Source organism: Pseudomonas sp. (assembly GCF_050739935.1).
Classification (GTDB): Bacteria; Pseudomonadota; Gammaproteobacteria; order Pseudomonadales; family Pseudomonadaceae; genus Aquipseudomonas.
Genome location: NZ_JBOICF010000121.1, coordinates 38,320 through 56,248 on the forward strand (window position 1 = coordinate 38,320; position 17,929 = coordinate 56,248).

Genomic DNA, 17,929 nt, shown 5'->3' on the forward strand with positions numbered 1-17,929 from the left:
TGATTGTCTGTGTCTGAAAAAATCACAGCGACTTATTCAACGCCGAGAGATCTGTATGCCTTCTTTGCCCTGGCGCGATATCGATACCGTCCTGTTGGACATGGACGGAACGCTGCTTGATCTGCACTTCGACAATCACTTCTGGCTGGAGCACTTGCCCAAACGCTATGCCGAGGTACACGGGGTGAGCCTGGCAATGGCACAGATGGAACTGATGCCGCTCTTCGAAAAGAATGCCGGCACGTTGAATTGGTACTGCACCGATTTCTGGAGCACTGAACTGAAGTTGTCGGTGAAAGACCTGAAGGTTGAGATTGCCCATCTGATTGCGCTGCGCCCTGATGCCGAGACGTTTCTGGCAGCGATAAAACAGGCTGGCAAGCGTGTGATCATGATCACCAATGCCCACCGCGACTCGCTGTCGCTGAAGATGGAGCGTATGCAACTGGCGCCGTACTTCGAACGGCTGATCAGCTCCCACGATTACGGATATCCCAAGGAAAACCCGCAGTTCTGGGACGCGCTGCATGCCGACATCGAGTTCGATCCGGCGCGCAGCCTGTTCATCGACGATACCTTGCCTATCCTGCGTAGCGCCGGGCGCTACGGGATCAGGCACTTGCTGGCCGTGCGCGAGCCGGACAGCCGCAAAGGACCTAAGGATACGGAAGAGTTCGAAGCGGTCGAGGATTACCAGGTGCTGATCCAAGGGTTGTGACCACGCCACAAGCCATGCCGCCACAGCTGTCTGAGCTGACCGGAGACGCAAAACCTGTGGGAACGAATATATTCGCGAGAGGGCAGTTCGGTCAGTACATCCGCATCGCCCGATCTATTTTTCGCGAATGAATTCGCTCCCACAGGGGAACCGCATGACCAGCGACACCGGTGATCAAGCCCGGATCATCCCCCATGCGACATCCTGCCGCGTTAGAATCCCTCGGGCCTGCCTTGCGCCTTGGAGTAAACATGGACATCAAACAGCTGAAATTCCTGATTGCCCTCGACGAAACCCGTCATTTCGGGCAGGCAGCTGCGCGATGCCATATCACTCAACCGACACTGTCCATGCGTCTGCGCAGTCTGGAAGAGGAACTGGATCTGCCGCTGGTCAATCGCGGCCAGCGCTTCGAAGGCTTCACCGCTCCCGGCGAGCGCGTGTTGGCCTGGGCGCGCACGGTATTGGCGGCCTACGACGGTTTGCAGGCCGAAGCAGCCGCCTGTCGCGGGCATCTGGTCGGTACGTTGCGGCTGGGCGTGGTGCCGTTGTCGAATTTCGATCCGCTGGCGCTGCTGCAACGTTTGCACAGCGTTCATCCGAACATGCGCTTTGAGCTTTCTTCTCTCAGCTCCGAGCAGATCCTCGACCAACTGGCGAGCAATCGGCTGGACCTTGGCGTGTCGTACCTGGAGCGACTGGACAGCGACCGTTTCGACTCGCTGGAACTGGCCGAAACCCGCATGGGCCTGATGTACGACCAGCGCCATTTCAGCTTTGGTGATGAACCGCTCAGTTGGGAGAGCCTGGTGGAATTGCCGCTGGGCATGCTCACCAGCGGCATGCACTTCCGTCAGTCCATCGATCATAACTTTCACAGTCGCGGTCTTGAGCCTCAGCCGCTTATTCAGACCGACGCAGTGCATCAGCTACTGCAAGCGGTTCACGGTGGTTTCTGTTGCGCGATCATGCCGCTGGACGGCGGGCTCGAAACCTTGACCGAGCACCTGCGCCTGCAACCCATTGAACATGCGCAAACGCTCGCCCGGCTGGGACTCATCATGCGTCGCTCGGCGCCACGTTCGGCGCTGGCCGAGGCATGCTTTGCGCTGTATCAGAAAATGATCGAGCCATCTTGATCGACGTCATCTATCACGACATCAGTACTAGCAATTAGACGTTATCCAACTTGGGGCCTAGGCTTAGGGTTCTGAAACTCTGCCGGTACGTCCCGATGCATGCCAAGCGCACGGAGAGCACGGCGCCCGCAAAACCACTGCCCGCGCCTGCCGCAAGCCAGTCCTACAGCTACTCGAATCTCGAGCACGATACCTGCGAGCCTAATGTGCTCGCCGAAGAGGTGGCGTTGGCCATTGCCTACAACGGCATCAGCCAGGCCGTGATGTTGGTAACGCCCACTGACCTGGAAGACTTTATCGTCGGATTCAGCATCGGCAGCGGCATCATCGAGTCCCCGGACGAGATTTACGACATCAAGCTCGGTGGTTGCGGCTCTGCGCAAACCGCCGAAGTGGAAATTGCCAGCCGTGCGTTCTGGAACCTCAAGACTCAACGTCGGCAGTTGGCCGGCACCAGTGGCTGCGGGCTGTGCGGCGTAGAGGCGGTGGAACAGGCGCTACCCGAACTGAACGTGCTGCCTGGTGCCCCGCTACCGCCGGCCGAATGGCTCAAGGGCCTGCGCGAACGTCTGGAAGCATTTCAGCCGCTGGGCCAGCACTGCGGTGCTGTTCATGCGGCGATGTTCATGGACGATCGGGGCCGGTTGCTGCTGGGCCGCGAAGACATTGGCCGGCACAACGCCCTCGACAAGCTGATCGGCGCTCTGATTCGCCAGAACATTCCGACTATTGGCGGTCTGGCGATCGTCACCAGTCGCTGCAGCCTCGAACTGATTCAGAAAGTCCTGCGTGCCGGGATTCAAACCCTCATCAGCCTGTCCTCGCCCACCGGCTTGGCGCTGCAATGGGCGCGTCGACACAATCTCAACCTCATTCATCTGCCAAAACACAGTGCGCCGCGGGTTTACAGTCCTGCGTTGGAGAATAAAGCGTGAGCATGCATAAAGAAGCGGACAAGGTCTCAACCCCTCGCTACAAGCCTTATAAAGGCCCGGCCGGTGGATGGGGTGCGTTGATCAGCGTGGCCCATTTCTGGCTGACCAGTGACAATGCGCTGAAAAATATTCGCACCATGCTCAAGACCAACCAGAATGGCGGCTTCGACTGCCCGGGCTGCGCCTGGGGCGACTCGCCGGAAAGCGGCATGGTCAAGTTCTGTGAGAACGGCGCCAAGGCGGTCAACTGGGAAGCCACCAAGCGCCGCGTCGATCCGTCCTTTTTCGCCCGCTACAGCGTCAGCTCGCTGCTGGAGCAGAGTGACTACTGGCTGGAATATCAGGGCCGTCTGACCGAGCCAATGGTCTATGACGCCGAATCCGATCGTTACAAGCCGATTGCCTGGGACGACGCCTTCGCCCTGATCGCCAAGCACCTGAACAACCTGCCAAGCCCGAACATGGCCGAGTTCTATACCTCCGGCCGGGCCAGCAACGAAGCGGCGTATCTGTATCAGCTGTTCGTGCGCGCTTACGGCACCAATAACTTTCCCGACTGCTCGAACATGTGCCACGAAGCCAGCGGTGTCGCGCTGTCGCAAAGCGTGGGCGTCGGTAAAGGCACCGTGACCTTCGACGACTTCGAACATGCCGACGCGATTTTCGTACTCGGTCAGAACCCCGGCACCAACCACCCACGCATGCTTGAACCGCTGCGTGAGGCCGTAAAGCGCGGTGCTCAGGTGGTCTGCGTCAACCCGCTCAAGGAACGCGGGTTGGAACGTTTCCAGCACCCGCAGCACCCGATCGAGATGCTCAGCAACGGTTCCGAGCCGACCAACACGGCCTACTTCCGTCCGGCGCTGGGCGGCGATATGGCGCTACTGCGTGGCATGGCCAAATTCCTGCTGCAATGGGAACGCGAAGCCCAGGCCAAAGGCGAACCGGCGGTGTTTGACCACGCCTTCCTCAACGAGCACACCCACGGCGTGCTGGATTATCTGGCAGTGGTCGAGGACACCTCCTGGGAGTTCATCGTCGAGCAATCCGGCCTGCCGCTGATCGACATCGAGCGCGCTGCGCGGATGTACGCCAAAGGCAAGAACGTGATCATGTGCTGGGCGATGGGCATCACCCAGCATCGCCATTCGGTGCCGACCATTCAGGAAGTCGCCAACCTGATGCTGCTGCGCGGCAACATCGGCAAGCCGGGCGCGGGGCTGTGCCCGGTACGCGGCCACAGTAACGTGCAGGGCGACCGCACCATGGGCATCAACGAGCGTCCACCGGCGTTCTTTCTCGATGCGTTGGAAAAACGCTTCCAGTTCAAGGTGCCGCGTGAAAACGGGCATAACGTAGTCGAAGCAATTCACGCGATGCTTGAAGGCCGCTCGAAAGTCTTCATCGGTCTGGGCGGCAATTTCGCCCAAGCGACGCCGGACAGCCCGCGCACCTTCGAAGCGCTGAGCAACTGCGACCTGACCGTGCAGATCAGCACCAAGCTCAATCGCAGCCACCTGGCCCATGGCAAGGAAGCGCTGATCCTGCCGTGCTTCGGTCGCACCGACATCGACATCCAGGCCGAAGGCCCGCAAGCGGTGACCGTGGAAGACTCGTTCAGTATGGTTCACGCCTCCAACGGCCAGCTGAAACCTCTGTCGCGTCATATGCGCTCCGAACCTGCAATTCTGGCAGGCATCGCCAACGCCACCGTGGGCAAGCAGCCTGTGGACTGGCTGTGGCTGGTGGAAGATTACAGCCGCATTCGCGACCTGATCGCCGACACCATTCCGGCGTTCAGAGACTTCAACGAGAAGATCAAGAATCCGGGCGGCTTCTACCTGGGCAGCACTGCAGGTTCACGCAAATGGAATACGCCAAGCGCGCGCGCCAACTTCAAATCGAATCTGTTGCCACAGGATCTGGTTCATGAAAGCGTTCGCAAGACAGGCATTCTGCCGGACCTGATCATGCAATCGATGCGCTCCCACGATCAGTACAACACCACGATCTATGGCCTGGACGACCGTTATCGCGGGGTGAAGGGGCAGCGTGACGTGATGTTCCTCAACGAAGCCGACATCGTGCGCCTGGGCTTCGTGCCGGGTCAGAAGGCCGACATCGTGTCAATCTGGGGCGATGACATCGTGCGTCGGGTCAAGGGCTTCACGCTCCTGCCGTTCGATATCCCGGCCGGTCAGGCAGCGGCTTACTATCCGGAGGTCAACCCGCTGGTGCCACTGGAAAGCGTCGGCGATGGCAGCCATACACCGACCTCCAAGTTCGTGGCGATCAAGCTGGAGCGGCATAGCGAAGTGGCGCGGATTATCTAATCGACAACGCCGCGCCAACTGTGGGAGCGAATTTATTCGCGAGAGGCCGCCATGGACGATAGACATACGTCGTCCGTGAACTGCCTTCGCGGACGAATCCGCTCCCACGTTCGTTTGCAGGCTGAGGTCAAATTTCACTCACAAAAAAAGCCCGAATCGCATGATTCGAGCCTGTGTTAAGTAATCTAGGACTCACCGCTCTGACTTAAGTTCCCGATCAAAAACAATAAGTTAGCGTTTTGTATACAAGTCGTGCTATTCGTCGGATTTCGATTGTGACATTTTCTTCATGATTGCAGGATCGCGGCGTCATCCCTACGAGCATCCATACATGAAGTATTCCTCGATTCTGCTGTTGTCCCTCTCCCTGGCCACCGGTTTTGCCTCAGCAGGCGATAACGTGACGGCTGGTGTGGGCGGCGCATTGGGTGGGGTATTGGGTTCGGCTGTTGGTCAGCAAATCGGTGGCAGCACCGGTTCGGCCATCGGCGCAGGTCTGGGCGGCGCGGCCGGTGGCGCAGTCGGCGCTAACCGCCACAATCGTACTGAAGCCGCTATCGGCGGTGGCCTTGGCGCAGCGGGCGGTAACGTGATTGGTCGCTCCGTCGGTGGCAGCACCGGCAGCCTGATTGGCGCAGCTGCGGGCGGTGGCGCCGGTGGTGCGTTGGGTAATTACATGGGCGAAGAGAGTCGTCGTGACGACAACCGCCGCAGCTATCGTGGCGACCGCCGTGATTACCACGGTCACGGTAAGCGTCATTACGATCATGGCCGCCATCGCGGCTGGCGCCATCGCTGATAGTCCGCGCATTAATAGCAAGCGTCCAGACCGGCCGCCGACAACGCGGCCGGTTGTCATTTCAGGCCAGCAATCGCTCCATCGCATGGCGTAACTGCGCAGGGATCGGCACCGGCTGGTTCGACGCCCGATCGACGAACACATGCACGAAGCGCCCCGCCGCACACGCCTCGGCTTCCCCTGCCTTGAATACCGCCAACTCATACTGCACTGAGCTATTGCCCAGCTTGCCGACCCGCAGGCCGATCTCGATCAGGTCCGGGTAAGCAATCGATGCGAAGTAGTCGCACGACGAGCTGACGACAAAACCCACCACCTCGCCATCATGAATATCCAGGCCGCCGTGCTCGATCAGATAGCTGTTCACAGCGCTGTCGAAAAAACTGTAGTAGGTGACGTTGTTAACGTGGCCGTAAATATCGTTGTCATGCCACCGTGTGGTGATCGGTTGGAAGTGGCGATAGTCGGCGCGTTGTGGGGTTTCGCTCATTCTTGATCCTCGTTGGAGATGACCCTGATCTGACAATTTCAAGGAACGCTTCTGCACCTGTGGGAGTGAGCTTGCTCACGAAAAGGCCAGCTCGCTCAACTGGTTTTTCGGTGTCTGAAAGTCCGCTTTCGTGACAAGCCCACTCTCACAGTTCCGCGCTCGGCAACGTTAACCTATCTGTCCCTGCACCCAATCGCGCACCACCGCATAAGGATAATCCTCCAGCGCCGCAAACCCGCGAATCGCCCGGGCTTTAAGTTTGGTGAACAACGGCACGCTGATGCCGCAGAGAAATCGAGTCAGACATTCGGCGCTCGGATCATGCCCCCGCATTTGCAGATATTTGCCGACGAACTCGCTACACAAACTCTCGAAATCCTGTTGATCCAAGGGTGTCAGCGCGGGCGGTTCAGGCAGGATCGCCACACGACCGGCGCACACCGAGCAGTGCCCACAACGTTCAGGCGCACGGTCCTCACCAAAATAGCGCGCCAGCCGATGGCTCAGGCACTCTTCGCTGGCGAACAGATCCAGCATCGCATGGATGCGCGCCACTTCTGTCCTCTCGTGATGCACGAAATAATCATGGAGTTCTCCGCTCAAGGCCTGTACATCGAAGTCGGTCGTCAACAGGCTATACACCTCGGTCATCTGCTTGCTCTCAAGCTCGATCCAGCCCTTTTCCTGAAAGAAATCCAGCGCTGTCACCACCCGTGCACGTTCAGCCTGATATTGCTGATACATCGCGTCGAAATTCACCGTCGCCCAAGTCCGGGCGCGATGCGAAGTCTCAATCAACGCTTGTACGAACTGCTGCCGCTCGCCCTGAAAATGCTGGAGTAGCTCCTGCGGTTCGATCAAATACTTGAAGCGATACTCGGCAAAATACGAATAACGCGGCGCGATGATTCCGCGCAGCTCCAGCTGCACCAACAGCGTCTTGAGCGGCAACTGGCGGATGTTGCTCATGTCCGAAAGCGGCAACAGCAAAAACTCCCATTGGCCCTCGTCGCGCGCTCCAAGCAGGTCATCCAGCACCCGGCGAATGCCCTCGCGCTCAGGCGTATCGCCATAGACGAAATTCTCCAGCACGTTGAGGCTGTCACGGTTGGCCAACACAAGGCACTCAGAAACGGCACCATCGCGCCCTGCCCGGCCGATCTCCTGGCTGTAATTCTCGATGGACTTGGGCAAGTCCAAGTGCACGACATTCCGAATATCGCTCTTGTCGATACCCATGCCGAAGGCAATGGTGGCAACAATGCAGTTCAAGCGTCCATCCATGAACTGCCGCTGTATCGATTCGCGCTTATCGTGGGGTAAGCCGGCGTGATAGGCCTGAGCCGGGATGCCGCTCTGCGCCAGATGAGCTGCCACGAACTCGGCGGTCTTTTGCAGCGTGACGTACACGATGCTCGGCTGCCCGGCGCGCTCGCCCAGCCACTGCACCAGGCTACGGCGCTTGTCGCGACCCGGTGTGGGTTCGACCACCAGGGTGAGATTGGGCCGGTAAAAGCCAGTGGTCACCACATCGTCGGGCGCAATTGCGAACTTGCTCTGCATATCGGCAATGACCTGTGGTGTGGCGGTCGCGGTCAGCAGCAGCGTCTGGGGGATATTGAATTCGCGCTGATAGTCAGGAAGCTTGAGGTAGTCGGGGCGGAAGTTATGGCCCCACTCTGAGATGCAATGCGCTTCGTCCACTACCAGCAATGAAATCGGCACTTGGGAGATGAAGTGCCGGAAGCGCTCGTTTTTCAGGCGCTCTACTGAAATCATCAAGATCTTCAGCTCGCCGGAGCGTGCACGAGCCATCACATCGGCGACATCCTGGCGGCTCTGTGCCGAATCGATGCTCGCTGCCGCAATGCCGTGACGCTGCAAAAACGCCAACTGATCCTGAATCAGCGCCAGCAATGGCGAAACCACTAGTGTCAGGTGCGGCAGCAGCAGCGCTGGAAGCTGATAACACAGCGACTTGCCGGACCCCGTCGGGAAAATCGCCGCTGCGGAGCGTCCCGCCAACACCGCGCTGATGGCGGCCTCCTGGCCGTGGCGAAACTGCTGATAACCGAAGACCTGCTCAAGGGTTTGATGCATGTGCAGCCACTCCATGGACCGTCGCGAAGGTGCTGACCTTAACGCGTTGGGTTCAGGCGCAGTACACCTAAACCGTTACAGAAATGCCAGACAGGATACATCTCTGCCGGAGCATCAATACGCACTGCCGGCAAAACCACATGGATACCTTTAACCTCACCGATACATTACGTCATCTAAGTTGCGCCTGAACCCTAATTGCCGACAATCTGCCGCGCCTAGTTCAGAATAGCCAGCGACCAGATGGCCTAACAATAGTATTGGGCGGCCGCTCAACTTACACGCCTTGAAACAGCTTCTGAGCATTGAGGCGTGGCGTTAATTATTGAAATATCGGTTACAGCTTAAAACCAATAAACTACATATCGCGCAACAAACACGCTTTTGCCAATTCGCAGAAGGCGTTTTACCTTTTGGTTTCCAATCAACCAAAAGGTATTAAGCAATGAGTGTTTTTACCGTATTCTTTTGTGGCACCGGCTCCAACCGTTTTGACCCATTCAATAAAAGTTATTGGGATGGTGAACTTGTTTCCAAGCTGGCTTCGCAGATGACCAATCGGGAGTTTGCCGACTGGATCATTATCGATGGCCCCGGCAGCGGCAACTTACAGGCCGATGAATTGTTCACCGCTCCTGGTGGTTACGGTTTTACCGGCACACTGTTCGGCAAGGGCTGGGAGGAGAACGTCTCTCATGCGGTCAATATCATCAAAGGGAAAGCGGACTGGCAGCGTAAAACCCTGACAAAACAGGAGTACGAGCGGCTGAAGAAAGCCAATATTCCGGTAGAAGATCTCGACCGCACCGGCTCGTGGCTGTGGCGGACTTACAATTATGGCGAGCGTAAAGTCACGCCTCAGCAGCTTCAGGAAAAGATCATTCACCTCTTCCGCAAGAAGGATGGAAAGGGTCAGCCGATCCCGAAACAGGTGAATCTGGTGGGCTGGAGCCGGGGTGGCGTCAGCTGTCACATGCTGGCAAACGCGATGCAAGCGGATCCGCAACTGAAGCACATCAGTGTGAACATCTTCGCAATCGATCCTGTTCCGGGGGCATTAAACTTTCAGACCCACCGCGTTACGCTCGGCCCGAACGTCAAACAGTACGTCGGTTTCTATGCGCGTGATGAGCGCTCCAAAGGCTTCGCCTGCGTAATACCGCGCACGGCGCCCGGCACAAAGATGCACATATATCCAATGGCAGGTCGCCATGCGACGTTAGTTGGAAACGCGTCTATCGATGGCAACAACGGTAAACATGCCTTTCCAGAACCGGGGCTCATCATTCGTCACTACGCGGAACAATGTTTGACGCGTTGGGGTGCGCCACTGGATAAAACGCTTAAACTAACTCCCGCAAAAATAGACGAATATCTGAAAACAATTGCGCGTCACGAAAGCGAATTTATCAATATGCGCAAAAAGTCTTATACCGCTATTACCGAACACGATGCAGGCGAACGCTGGGTATCCTGGGCTGACAAGGGCGTTAAATTTTCTGCTGTGAACGGTACAGTCTTTCTACCCAATGCAGCCTTGGCCGCGCCGATGGCGCCAACGTCCAATTTCCATAAACCCATTTCTTGAGGACGCAACGTTTCGGATAACACTGACAAACGAGCAGTATATTGACTGGAACCCCCGACTGAACAAATCATCCTGAATATCCAAGTAACAACGAAAGTCCGATCGGCGCTCATGTCCAAACATCAAATGACATGATGCTCTGCCATCAAGAATTCCAGGCACGGCTTGCCCTTGACCGCGATCACGAATTGCCGTCGAGGGCGAGCTTCTGCCAATAGCAGATTTTTCCTGACGTGAGTCGACAAAAACCGATTCCGGTGGTCATAACCTCCGCCGAGCAGAGGCTTTTACGCCGATCACTTCAGGAAACCGTAATGACCCCGACCCGCTACCTCCCGCTGTTGCTCACCGCTCTGATTGCCACTCTCGCAGGCTGTGGGGACAAGAACCCTGAAAAATCCAGCAGCGGTTCTGCCGACTCCCGTGGCTTGACGAAATCCATGACAGTCGACGTCAGTGGCGCCCTGAATCTGCATTACGAAGCCAAGGGCGACGCGGTCGGTGTGGGGTTTCTTCCCGGAAAACTGCCGGGGGCCAACTGGCTGACGCTGAGCGCAGACCAGGAAGCCGAGGGCGACCGAAATGAAGTCAGCATCGGTCCGATTCTCGGCTTTTCGTTCGACAACCCGGATCAGCAGAAGCAGGCCATCATGTTTCAGGGCGGCCGCGTCGAAGTCGCTCACGATGAGAACAGCGCCTCGTACGACACAGGTTCGTACTACCAATATTTCGACGCCGACAAAAGCGGCGCCAACAGCAACGTCAAACTCGACTTCAGCAAAATCGAAAAACTGGAGTCCACTAACAAGCTGCTGGACCGATATCGACTCATCGGCACCTTCCAATTCAACGCTGCCCTTTCCCCAGAGCAGCCTCCCGACGACTGCACCAGAGAAGCCGCCAAATACGCCGCCGAACACGGCGAACGCCACCCCGGCTTCGACGCAAAACTGTGCAACGCCAAGAGCGTTGTCGCCAAGGGCAGCTTTGACATCACCCAGGATTTCCCAGCGATGAACAAGGCGGGGTGAGGCTCATCGCCGAACCAAAGATCGCGACGCACCCAAGATCGCCCTGTCGGTCCAACAACCAGACGTTTCTGACATCGCTCTCGGACATGCGCTGCACCGCCTATAGCGACTTGTGCCATAGCATTTCCAGCCTTTGAAAAAGGCCGGAAATCATGACTCGAACCTATTGCTACGAAGGCGACTGCGGACTTGATGCCGACAAACTCTGGTGGCTAATCGCTGTAGAAACCTAATGGACATCACAACCGTCCGTAAGTACGACACAGTAGTTGATGTCCAAAAACGAAAAATGCCCCATAACTTTCGATATGGGGCATTTTCCTAAACCGCCAGATTGCTGGGTTTTCACACAGTCTGAAAGGGCGGTTTTTTTGTTCAGTAAACTGAGCTTACAACTTCGGACCCGCTGCCTTGATCGCGTCGCTCACTTCGAACTTCTTGAAGTTCTCGATGAATAGGCCGGCCAGTGCTTTGGCCGCTTCGTCGTACGCTGCTTTGTCTGCCCAGGTATTGCGTGGGTTGAGCAGTGCGGTGTCGACGCCTGGGACCGACTTCGGTACGTCCAGGTTGACGGTGTCCAGGTGCTCGGTTTCTGCACCGATCAGCGCGCCGCTCTGGATGGCTGCGATGACGCCACGGGTGGTCGGGATGTTGAAGCGTTTACCGACGCCGTAGCCACCGCCGGTCCAGCCGGTGTTGACCAAGTAGACCTTGGAGCCGAAACCGCGGATGCGCTTGATCAGCAGCTCGGCGTATTCGCCAGCCGGGCGCGGGAAGAATGGTGCGCCGAAGCACGTGGAGAACGTCGACTTGATGCCGCTGCCCGAGCCCATTTCCGTCGAACCGACCAGTGCGGTGTAACCCGACAGGAAGTGGTACGCCGCTTGTTCTTCGCTGAGGATCGAGACTGGCGGCAGAACACCGGTCAGGTCGCAGGTCAGGAAGATCACAGCGTTTGGCTCGCCACCGAAGTTCTTCTCGGAGCGCTTTTCAACATGCTCCAGCGGGTAGGCGGCGCGGCTGTTCTGGGTCAGGCTGCTGTCGGCATAGTCGGCGTGGCCGGCCGTATCCAGGATGACGTTTTCCAGAACTGCGCCATGCTTGATGGCTTTCCAGATGACAGGCTCGTTTTTCTCGGACAAGTCGATGCACTTGGCATAACAACCGCCCTCGATGTTGAACACTACACCTTCGCCCCAGCCGTGTTCGTCGTCGCCGATCAGGTAACGGCTTTCGTCTGCAGACAGAGTGGTCTTGCCGGTGCCGGACAGACCGAAGAACAGGGTCACATCGCCCTCTTCACCGATGTTGGCAGCGCAGTGCATCGGCAACACGTCGGCCGCTGGCAGCAGGAAGTTCTGCACCGAGAACATGGCTTTTTTCATCTCGCCGGCGTAGCGCATGCCGGCGATCAGCACTTTCTTCTGTGCGAAGTTGATGATGACGCAGCCATCGGAGTTGGTGCCGTCTCGCTCAGGCTCGCACACGAAGTTGGCAACGTTCAGCACCTGCCACTCGTCGCGGCCAGCCGGGTTGTACTGGGCGGGGTTGATGAACAGGCAACGACCGAACAGATTCTGCCAGGCAGTCTGGGTAGTCATCTTGACGGCCAGGTAGTGATCTTCGGCAGAACCTACGTGGACGTGGGAAACAAAGTGTTCTTGAGCATTGTTGAACGCTTCGACACGTGCCCACAGGGCATCGAATTTGTCAGCCGGGAATTTACGGTTGATCGGGCCCCAGGCGATTGCTGCCGTGGTGCTCGGCTCATCAACGATGAAACGGTCTGCTGGCGAACGACCCGTACGGTGGCCGGTTTCTACGACAAGTGCGCCGGTATCGGACAGTACGCCTTCTTCGCGTTTGAGGGCTTCTTTAACCAGTTCGTCGACACTGAGATCGGTGTAAACGGCGTTGTTGGCTTGCGTCATGAGATTCCCCGTCGGCCCGCTGGCCGAGTGCTCCAAACGTTTTGTAGTAGAAAAACCCAAACTACTACAGCTGAAAAGTGGGCCGGATTATGCCAGAAAAGCCCAAAAAAGGTAGGGGCCAACTGTCAGAACTACATAATGAAAAACCAGGCCGGCCGGGCGGAAACCATTCAGCCCGGCGTGAGCACTACATCAATGGCGGGTGTCCGAAGGGGTGTCGATTCCGCCACCTGCAAACAGCTGCACTACATCGGCGGCGTCGAAAAGGTAGCGCTGATTGCAGAACTGGCAATCGATCTCGACGGTGCCGTTGTGCTCGATCACCAATTGCTGTGCATCTTCCAGGCCAAGGCTGATTAGCGCATTGGCGGAACGTTCACGGGAGCAGCTGCAGCGGAACACCAGAGGCTGAACGTCGAACATGCGCACGGCGTCTTCGTGGAAAAGACGGTGCAGCACGGTTTCGTTGTTCAGGCTTAGCAGCTCTTCGGCGGTCAGAGTGTCGACCAGCGTGTTGACGTGTTGCCAGCTGGCTTCGCGTTCTTCCGCATCAGTTAGACGTGCGGGAGGCAGCTGCTGGAGCAGCAGGCCACGGGCGCGCTTGCCGTCGGCCTTGATCCAGAAGCGTGTAGGCAATTGCTCGGACATCACGAAGTAACTCGACAGGCATGCCGAAAGGTCAACGCCATCCAGCCCGACAATGCCTTGATAACGTTTGCCCTGACGCGGATCGATGGTCATGGTCAGGTCGCCATCGGGCATCAGCTCTTGCAGCGTGGCTGCCGGAGTAATGAGGCTTTCATCATAACGAGCGATGCCGCGGATCTCTCGCTCGCTGGAACACTCGACCATCAGCAGCGAGACCGGGCCAAGGGAGCGCGCCTGCAGAACCAGCAGACCGTCGAATTTCAGGGTACCTACCAAAAGCGCTGCAGCGGCGAGCATTTCACCAAGCAATTGCGCAACGGGTTCTGGGTATGGATGTTTGGCCAGCACTTCGACGTAGCTTCGTTCGAGTGCCACGAGCTCACCGCGCACATCGCTCTCGTCGAAGATGAAACGCTGGGTGTAATCGATATCGGGGAAATCATGCATAGGAGAAAGTATCTGAGGTAATGACAAAGTGATGACAAGCGCTTATAAAGCGCGGTTTAGCACCGACGGGTGCACTGCCATGCCGATGGGGGCATCTTATGGACTATCCCGCGTTGTTCCAACCCAGGTGGAACGTCAAAAAATTCCTGTTGTGCAATCTGGTAGCGCTGGCGCTGCTGTTGGTATGGATCTGGCCAACGGCTCATGCCGCCTTTACCCAATTCGACGAGTGGCTTTTCCACCTGCTGAACCGGCCTCTGGAGCAGAACAAAGTGTGGCTGTGGATCTGGACAGTTGCCAGTATGCGCCCCTTCGATATCGTCGTCGGGCTGATCCTGCTGGTGCTGCTGATCAAGGGTGACTGGGTATTCAAAGCGGCACAGACCCGCGCTGCCTTGATCGGCTTCGTGACGACGCTGATCCTGTTGCTGATCATTCGTACCGTATTTTCCAAGATCATCGATCACTCTTCGCTGCAGCATGACAGCGCCTCAATGATGATTCCGGACGCGATCAAGCTCAGCGATATCTTTCCGACGCTGGAAGACAAATGGCAACTCAAGGATCGCTCGAGCCAGAGTTTTCCGGGCGATCACGCATCGGTGTTGCTGATTTGGGCGATGTTCATGACAGTATTCAGTCGGACCGTTGGCCAGCGCGTGATCATCTGGTTGCTCGCATTCCTGTTCATGATGCCGCGTCTGGTAGCAGGGGCTCACTGGGGGCAGGACGACTACATTGGCGGTGTGATGATCGCCTTGCTGGCATTGGGCTGGAGCTGCTATACGCCGTTCGCGGCGCTGGTCACGAGCTTCCTGCTGCGGGCGACCGCGCCGATTTTCAATCTGCTCGCCAAGGTGCCGGTGCTCAAATGCTTGAGCATCATAAAGCCAGGTGCAAGACTCTAATTCATCTTCTCCGTAACAGTGCGGCTTGCCGGCGGTGAGATCCTGAAGATCAATACCGCTGGCGAGCCGTGCTGTTACAGGGGGGAGTCCGTGGTAACTCAATCATCCCCCGAATGAAACTGAAACAACTGCCGACGCTGTTTCTTGGTCGGCTTGCCGTCGGTGGTCAAGCCCAGGCTTCCAGCCTTGCGCATTTCGGCGGCCTGTTCCCGTTTTGCCAGGCTTTCCGGGGTTTCGCTATAAAGTAGCTGAGCCTCCGGAGCGCCACGGCGCACGATGGACAGCGCCTTAACCACCACCGTGCGCTCATCGAACCCGGCGCGAATCTGAAACTCGTCGCCAATGCGCGGTTCCTTGCCAGGCTTGCAACGCTCTCCCCGACAGTGCACCTTGCCGCTTTCGATCGCCGCCTTGGCGAGTGCGCGAGTTTTGAAGAAACGCGCCGCCCACAGCCATTTATCCAGGCGAACCTTGTCGTCCTCGTCTGACTTTTGTGTCATCTGAATTCCTCAATATGGTGATAGTCAGAACTGTACTACGCAACGTCGGGCACGCAGTTATCCCGACCGTCGTTTACACTGCCAGCCAAGACAGATGGCGCCGACTCCGGAGTACGACGTGACAGACTTTCCAACCTCATTGACTGGCGCTTGCAAGGGCTGCAAAGACAGCCCCGAGCTGGAGTTCGATTTCGATTTCGCCTACCAGCCTATCGTCGATATACGCAGTCGCTCTGTATTCGCCCATGAAGCTCTGGTTCGGGGCTTGGACGGCGAAGGCGCGCAGTCGATGCTGAGCCGCGTCAACGACCAGAATCGATACCGTTTCGATCAATTGTGCCGAACGCGGGCAATTTCAACGGCTGCGAGCCTGAATATGACCGAGCACCTGTCAATCAACTTCCTGCCCAACGCGGTCTACCGGCCGCAATTGTGCATTCGCAGCACCCTGGAAGCCGCGCGTACGCACCACTTTCCACTGGACCGGCTGATCTTCGAGACTGTCGAAAGTGAACATCTGGATAACAATCTCCATCTGACGAATATTCTGTCGGAGTATCGTGAATTCGGTTTCAAGACCGCGATCGACGATTTCGGCGCAGGGTATTCCGGGCTCACCTTGCTGGCTGACTTTCAGCCGGACCTGATCAAGCTGGACATGGCTCTGGTGCGCGACGTGCACCGTGATCGTGCGCGGCAGGCCATCGTTCGGGCGGTGGTCACAATGTGTATGGAGTTGGGCGTTACAGTGATTGCCGAAGGCATCGAGCATGCCGAGGAACGCGACTTTCTCGCCGACTGCGGAATTTTTCTGATGCAGGGCTACTTGTTCGCCAAGCCCGCATTCAGGTCGTTGGCCCAGGTCGATCCTGGTGCCTGGCAGAACGCGTAGCGTACGGGATCGCTTTGAAAACATTCGACCATCTGACAGTCATCGGCCTTCGCGAATGGGTGGCACTTCCCAACCTGGGGGTCGCGGGCCTGCGCGCAAAGATCGACACCGGCGCCAGCACGTCCAGCCTGCACGCTACCGAAATCGAGCCTTTTGAGCGCGATGGCGAGAAATGGGTGCGTTTCAACGCTCACTTGGGCACGGTCGTGCAGTTGCGTCACCGCCGATGCGAAGCCCAGCTGGTAGCGATGAAGACCATCAAAAGCTCTAACGGCCACGCGCAGGTGCGATATGTGATTCGCACCACGCTGGCACTGGGCGATCGGGTCTGGCCAGTGGAGTTTACCCTGGCCTGTCGCAAGGCCATGCGTTACCGGTTGTTATTGGGTTCCAAAGCCTTGATTGACGGCCAGTTAGTGGTTAATCCGGGCATTACTTATGTTCAAGACAAGCCGATATATCCGGCTTCAAATTCCTCTGCCACAGGTGGTGCATGAAGATCGCTGTGCTTTCGCGAAACCCGCGTCTGTATTCAACTCGTCGTCTGGTCGAAGCTGGTATTCAGCGTGGCCATGAGGTCGTAGTGATCGATACCCTGCGCGCCTATATGAACATCGCCAGTCATAAGCCGCAGATCCACTATCGAGGAAAACCCCTGGAAGGCTTCGACGCGGTGATCCCGCGCATTGGCGCTTCCGTGACCTTCTACGGCTGCGCCGTGTTGCGTCAGTTCGAAATGATGGGCGTGTTCCCGCTCAATGAATCCGTCGCCATCGCGCGGTCTCGGGACAAACTGCGTTCGCTGCAGCTGCTGTCGCGGCGCGGGATCGGCCTGCCGGTGACCGGCTTTGCCCACTCCCCCGACGATATTCCCGACCTGATCCAGATGGTCAACGGTGCTCCGCTGGTGATCAAAGTACTGGAAGGCACCCAAGGCATTGGGGTGGTGTTGTGCGAAACAGCGACGGCGGCGGAATCCGTGATCGAAGCCTTCATGGGCCTCAAGCAGGACATCATGGTGCAGGAGTACATCAAGGAAGCCGGCGGCGCGGACATCCGTTGCTTCGTGGTGGGCGACAAAGTCATCGCCTCGATGATGCGTCAGGCCAAACCCGGCGAATTCCGCTCCAACCTGCACCGAGGTGGCACCGCTAGCCTGATCAAGATCACCCCGGAAGAGCGCATGACCGCCATCCGCGCGGCCAAAGTCATGGGCTTGAGCGTCGCAGGGGTCGACATCCTGCGCTCCAACCACGGCCCTCTGGTCATGGAAGTGAACTCATCGCCAGGCCTTGAAGGCATCGAAGCCACGACCGGCAAGGATGTGGCGGGGATGATCATTCAATACATCGAGAAGAACGGCGGGCCGCACATGACGCGGACGAAGGGTAAGGGGTGATTCACTAATTTTCGCAACCACGTGTAGGAGCCGGCTTGCTGGCGAATGCGGTGGGTCCGGCAATGAAAATG

General features: G+C 57.6%; 16 protein-coding genes. 11 read left to right on the plus strand and 5 right to left on the minus strand.

The window, feature by feature from the left end; all coding sequences use genetic code 11:
- Positions 1-55: 55 nt before the first annotated feature.
- From yrfG to ACRER8_RS24280, 5 genes are all read left to right on the plus strand, one after another.
- Complete coding sequence (gene yrfG / locus ACRER8_RS24260; RefSeq protein WP_431748713.1) at positions 56-718, plus strand: GMP/IMP nucleotidase; 663 nt, start codon at positions 56-58, stop codon at positions 716-718.
- A gap of 251 nt (positions 719-969) precedes the next feature.
- Positions 970-1,857, plus strand: a complete 888-nt coding sequence (locus ACRER8_RS24265; protein ID WP_431748714.1) for a LysR family transcriptional regulator — start codon at positions 970-972, stop codon at positions 1,855-1,857.
- Between the two features lie 95 nt (positions 1,858-1,952).
- A complete protein-coding gene (gene fdhD, locus ACRER8_RS24270; protein WP_431748715.1) occupies positions 1,953-2,792 on the plus strand; it encodes a formate dehydrogenase accessory sulfurtransferase FdhD in 840 nt (279 codons plus the stop codon).
- Positions 2,793-2,794: 2 nt separating this feature from the next.
- Entirely contained in the window at positions 2,795-5,125 is a 2,331-nt protein-coding gene (locus ACRER8_RS24275; protein WP_431748727.1) for an FdhF/YdeP family oxidoreductase, read from the plus strand.
- 331 nt (positions 5,126-5,456) lie between these two features.
- Positions 5,457-5,924, plus strand: a complete 468-nt coding sequence (locus ACRER8_RS24280) for a glycine zipper domain-containing protein (protein ID WP_431748716.1) — start codon at positions 5,457-5,459, stop codon at positions 5,922-5,924.
- 61 nt (positions 5,925-5,985) lie between these two features.
- On the opposite strand, the gene ACRER8_RS24285 is transcribed toward ACRER8_RS24280, so the two are convergent.
- Positions 5,986-6,414: an acyl-CoA thioesterase gene (locus ACRER8_RS24285; RefSeq protein ID WP_431748717.1), complete on the minus strand. Its 429-nt coding sequence runs from the start codon at positions 6,412-6,414 to the stop codon at positions 5,986-5,988.
- 168 nt (positions 6,415-6,582) lie between these two features.
- A complete protein-coding gene (locus tag ACRER8_RS24290; RefSeq protein WP_431748718.1) occupies positions 6,583-8,514 on the minus strand; it encodes a RecQ family ATP-dependent DNA helicase in 1,932 nt (643 codons plus the stop codon).
- A 445-nt stretch (positions 8,515-8,959) separates the two neighbouring features.
- Between ACRER8_RS24290 and ACRER8_RS24295 the strand changes: the two genes are divergently transcribed.
- Positions 8,960-10,102, plus strand: a complete 1,143-nt coding sequence (locus tag ACRER8_RS24295) for a hypothetical protein (RefSeq protein ID WP_431748719.1) — start codon at positions 8,960-8,962, stop codon at positions 10,100-10,102.
- A gap of 314 nt (positions 10,103-10,416) precedes the next feature.
- Complete coding sequence (locus ACRER8_RS24300; protein ID WP_431748720.1) at positions 10,417-11,133, plus strand: hypothetical protein; 717 nt, start codon at positions 10,417-10,419, stop codon at positions 11,131-11,133.
- A gap of 389 nt (positions 11,134-11,522) precedes the next feature.
- Here the strand turns inward: ACRER8_RS24300 and ACRER8_RS24305 are convergent, their stop codons facing one another.
- The gene (locus ACRER8_RS24305; RefSeq protein ID WP_431748721.1) at positions 11,523-13,064 is read right to left on the minus strand and encodes a phosphoenolpyruvate carboxykinase; all 1,542 of its coding nucleotides are present in this window, start codon (positions 13,062-13,064) and stop codon (positions 11,523-11,525) included.
- A gap of 192 nt (positions 13,065-13,256) precedes the next feature.
- A complete protein-coding gene (gene hslO / locus ACRER8_RS24310) occupies positions 13,257-14,159 on the minus strand; it encodes an Hsp33 family molecular chaperone HslO (RefSeq protein WP_431748722.1) in 903 nt (300 codons plus the stop codon).
- 98 nt (positions 14,160-14,257) lie between these two features.
- Here hslO and ACRER8_RS24315 point away from each other — a divergent pair, with 98 nt between their 5' ends.
- Positions 14,258-15,067: a phosphatase PAP2 family protein gene (locus tag ACRER8_RS24315; protein WP_431748723.1), complete on the plus strand. Its 810-nt coding sequence runs from the start codon at positions 14,258-14,260 to the stop codon at positions 15,065-15,067.
- Positions 15,068-15,165: 98 nt separating this feature from the next.
- On the opposite strand, the gene ACRER8_RS24320 is transcribed toward ACRER8_RS24315, so the two are convergent.
- Positions 15,166-15,567, minus strand: a complete 402-nt coding sequence (locus ACRER8_RS24320) for an RNA-binding S4 domain-containing protein (RefSeq protein WP_431748724.1) — start codon at positions 15,565-15,567, stop codon at positions 15,166-15,168.
- Positions 15,568-15,685: 118 nt separating this feature from the next.
- On the opposite strand from ACRER8_RS24320, the gene ACRER8_RS24325 reads away from it, so the two are divergent.
- Genes ACRER8_RS24325 through rimK form a run of 3 tightly spaced genes read left to right on the plus strand, consistent with a single transcriptional unit; the run spans position 15,686 to position 17,858 of the window.
- Complete coding sequence (locus ACRER8_RS24325; protein ID WP_431748725.1) at positions 15,686-16,459, plus strand: EAL domain-containing protein; 774 nt, start codon at positions 15,686-15,688, stop codon at positions 16,457-16,459.
- Between the two features lie 41 nt (positions 16,460-16,500).
- Entirely contained in the window at positions 16,501-16,956 is a 456-nt protein-coding gene (locus ACRER8_RS24330) for an ATP-dependent zinc protease family protein (RefSeq protein WP_431748728.1), read from the plus strand.
- A complete protein-coding gene (rimK, locus tag ACRER8_RS24335) occupies positions 16,953-17,858 on the plus strand; it encodes a 30S ribosomal protein S6--L-glutamate ligase (RefSeq protein ID WP_093465889.1) in 906 nt (301 codons plus the stop codon). Before ACRER8_RS24330 ends, rimK begins: the two co-directional genes overlap by 4 nt.
- Positions 17,859-17,929: the final 71 nt, after the last annotated feature.

Bases quoted from the DNA above. Each gene is read 5' to 3' on its own strand.
- ACRER8_RS24295 (WP_431748719.1), top strand. From the start codon at position 8,960: ATGAGTGTTTTTACCGTATTCTTTTGTGGCACCGGCTCCAACCGTTTT.
- fdhD (WP_431748715.1), top strand. From the start codon at position 1,953: ATGCATGCCAAGCGCACGGAGAGCACGGCGCCCGCAAAACCACTGCCC.
- ACRER8_RS24280 (WP_431748716.1), top strand. From the start codon at position 5,457: ATGAAGTATTCCTCGATTCTGCTGTTGTCCCTCTCCCTGGCCACCGGT.
- ACRER8_RS24315 (WP_431748723.1), top strand. From the start codon at position 14,258: ATGGACTATCCCGCGTTGTTCCAACCCAGGTGGAACGTCAAAAAATTC.
- ACRER8_RS24320 (WP_431748724.1), bottom strand. From the start codon at position 15,567: ATGACACAAAAGTCAGACGAGGACGACAAGGTTCGCCTGGATAAATGG.
- ACRER8_RS24275 (WP_431748727.1), top strand. From the start codon at position 2,795: ATGCATAAAGAAGCGGACAAGGTCTCAACCCCTCGCTACAAGCCTTAT.
- rimK (WP_093465889.1), top strand. From the start codon at position 16,953: ATGAAGATCGCTGTGCTTTCGCGAAACCCGCGTCTGTATTCAACTCGT.
- yrfG (WP_431748713.1), top strand. From the start codon at position 56: ATGCCTTCTTTGCCCTGGCGCGATATCGATACCGTCCTGTTGGACATG.
- ACRER8_RS24265 (WP_431748714.1), top strand. From the start codon at position 970: ATGGACATCAAACAGCTGAAATTCCTGATTGCCCTCGACGAAACCCGT.
- ACRER8_RS24300 (WP_431748720.1), top strand. From the start codon at position 10,417: ATGACCCCGACCCGCTACCTCCCGCTGTTGCTCACCGCTCTGATTGCC.
- ACRER8_RS24290 (WP_431748718.1), bottom strand. From the start codon at position 8,514: ATGCATCAAACCCTTGAGCAGGTCTTCGGTTATCAGCAGTTTCGCCAC.
- ACRER8_RS24285 (WP_431748717.1), bottom strand. From the start codon at position 6,414: ATGAGCGAAACCCCACAACGCGCCGACTATCGCCACTTCCAACCGATC.
- ACRER8_RS24305 (WP_431748721.1), bottom strand. From the start codon at position 13,064: ATGACGCAAGCCAACAACGCCGTTTACACCGATCTCAGTGTCGACGAA.
- hslO (WP_431748722.1), bottom strand. From the start codon at position 14,159: ATGCATGATTTCCCCGATATCGATTACACCCAGCGTTTCATCTTCGAC.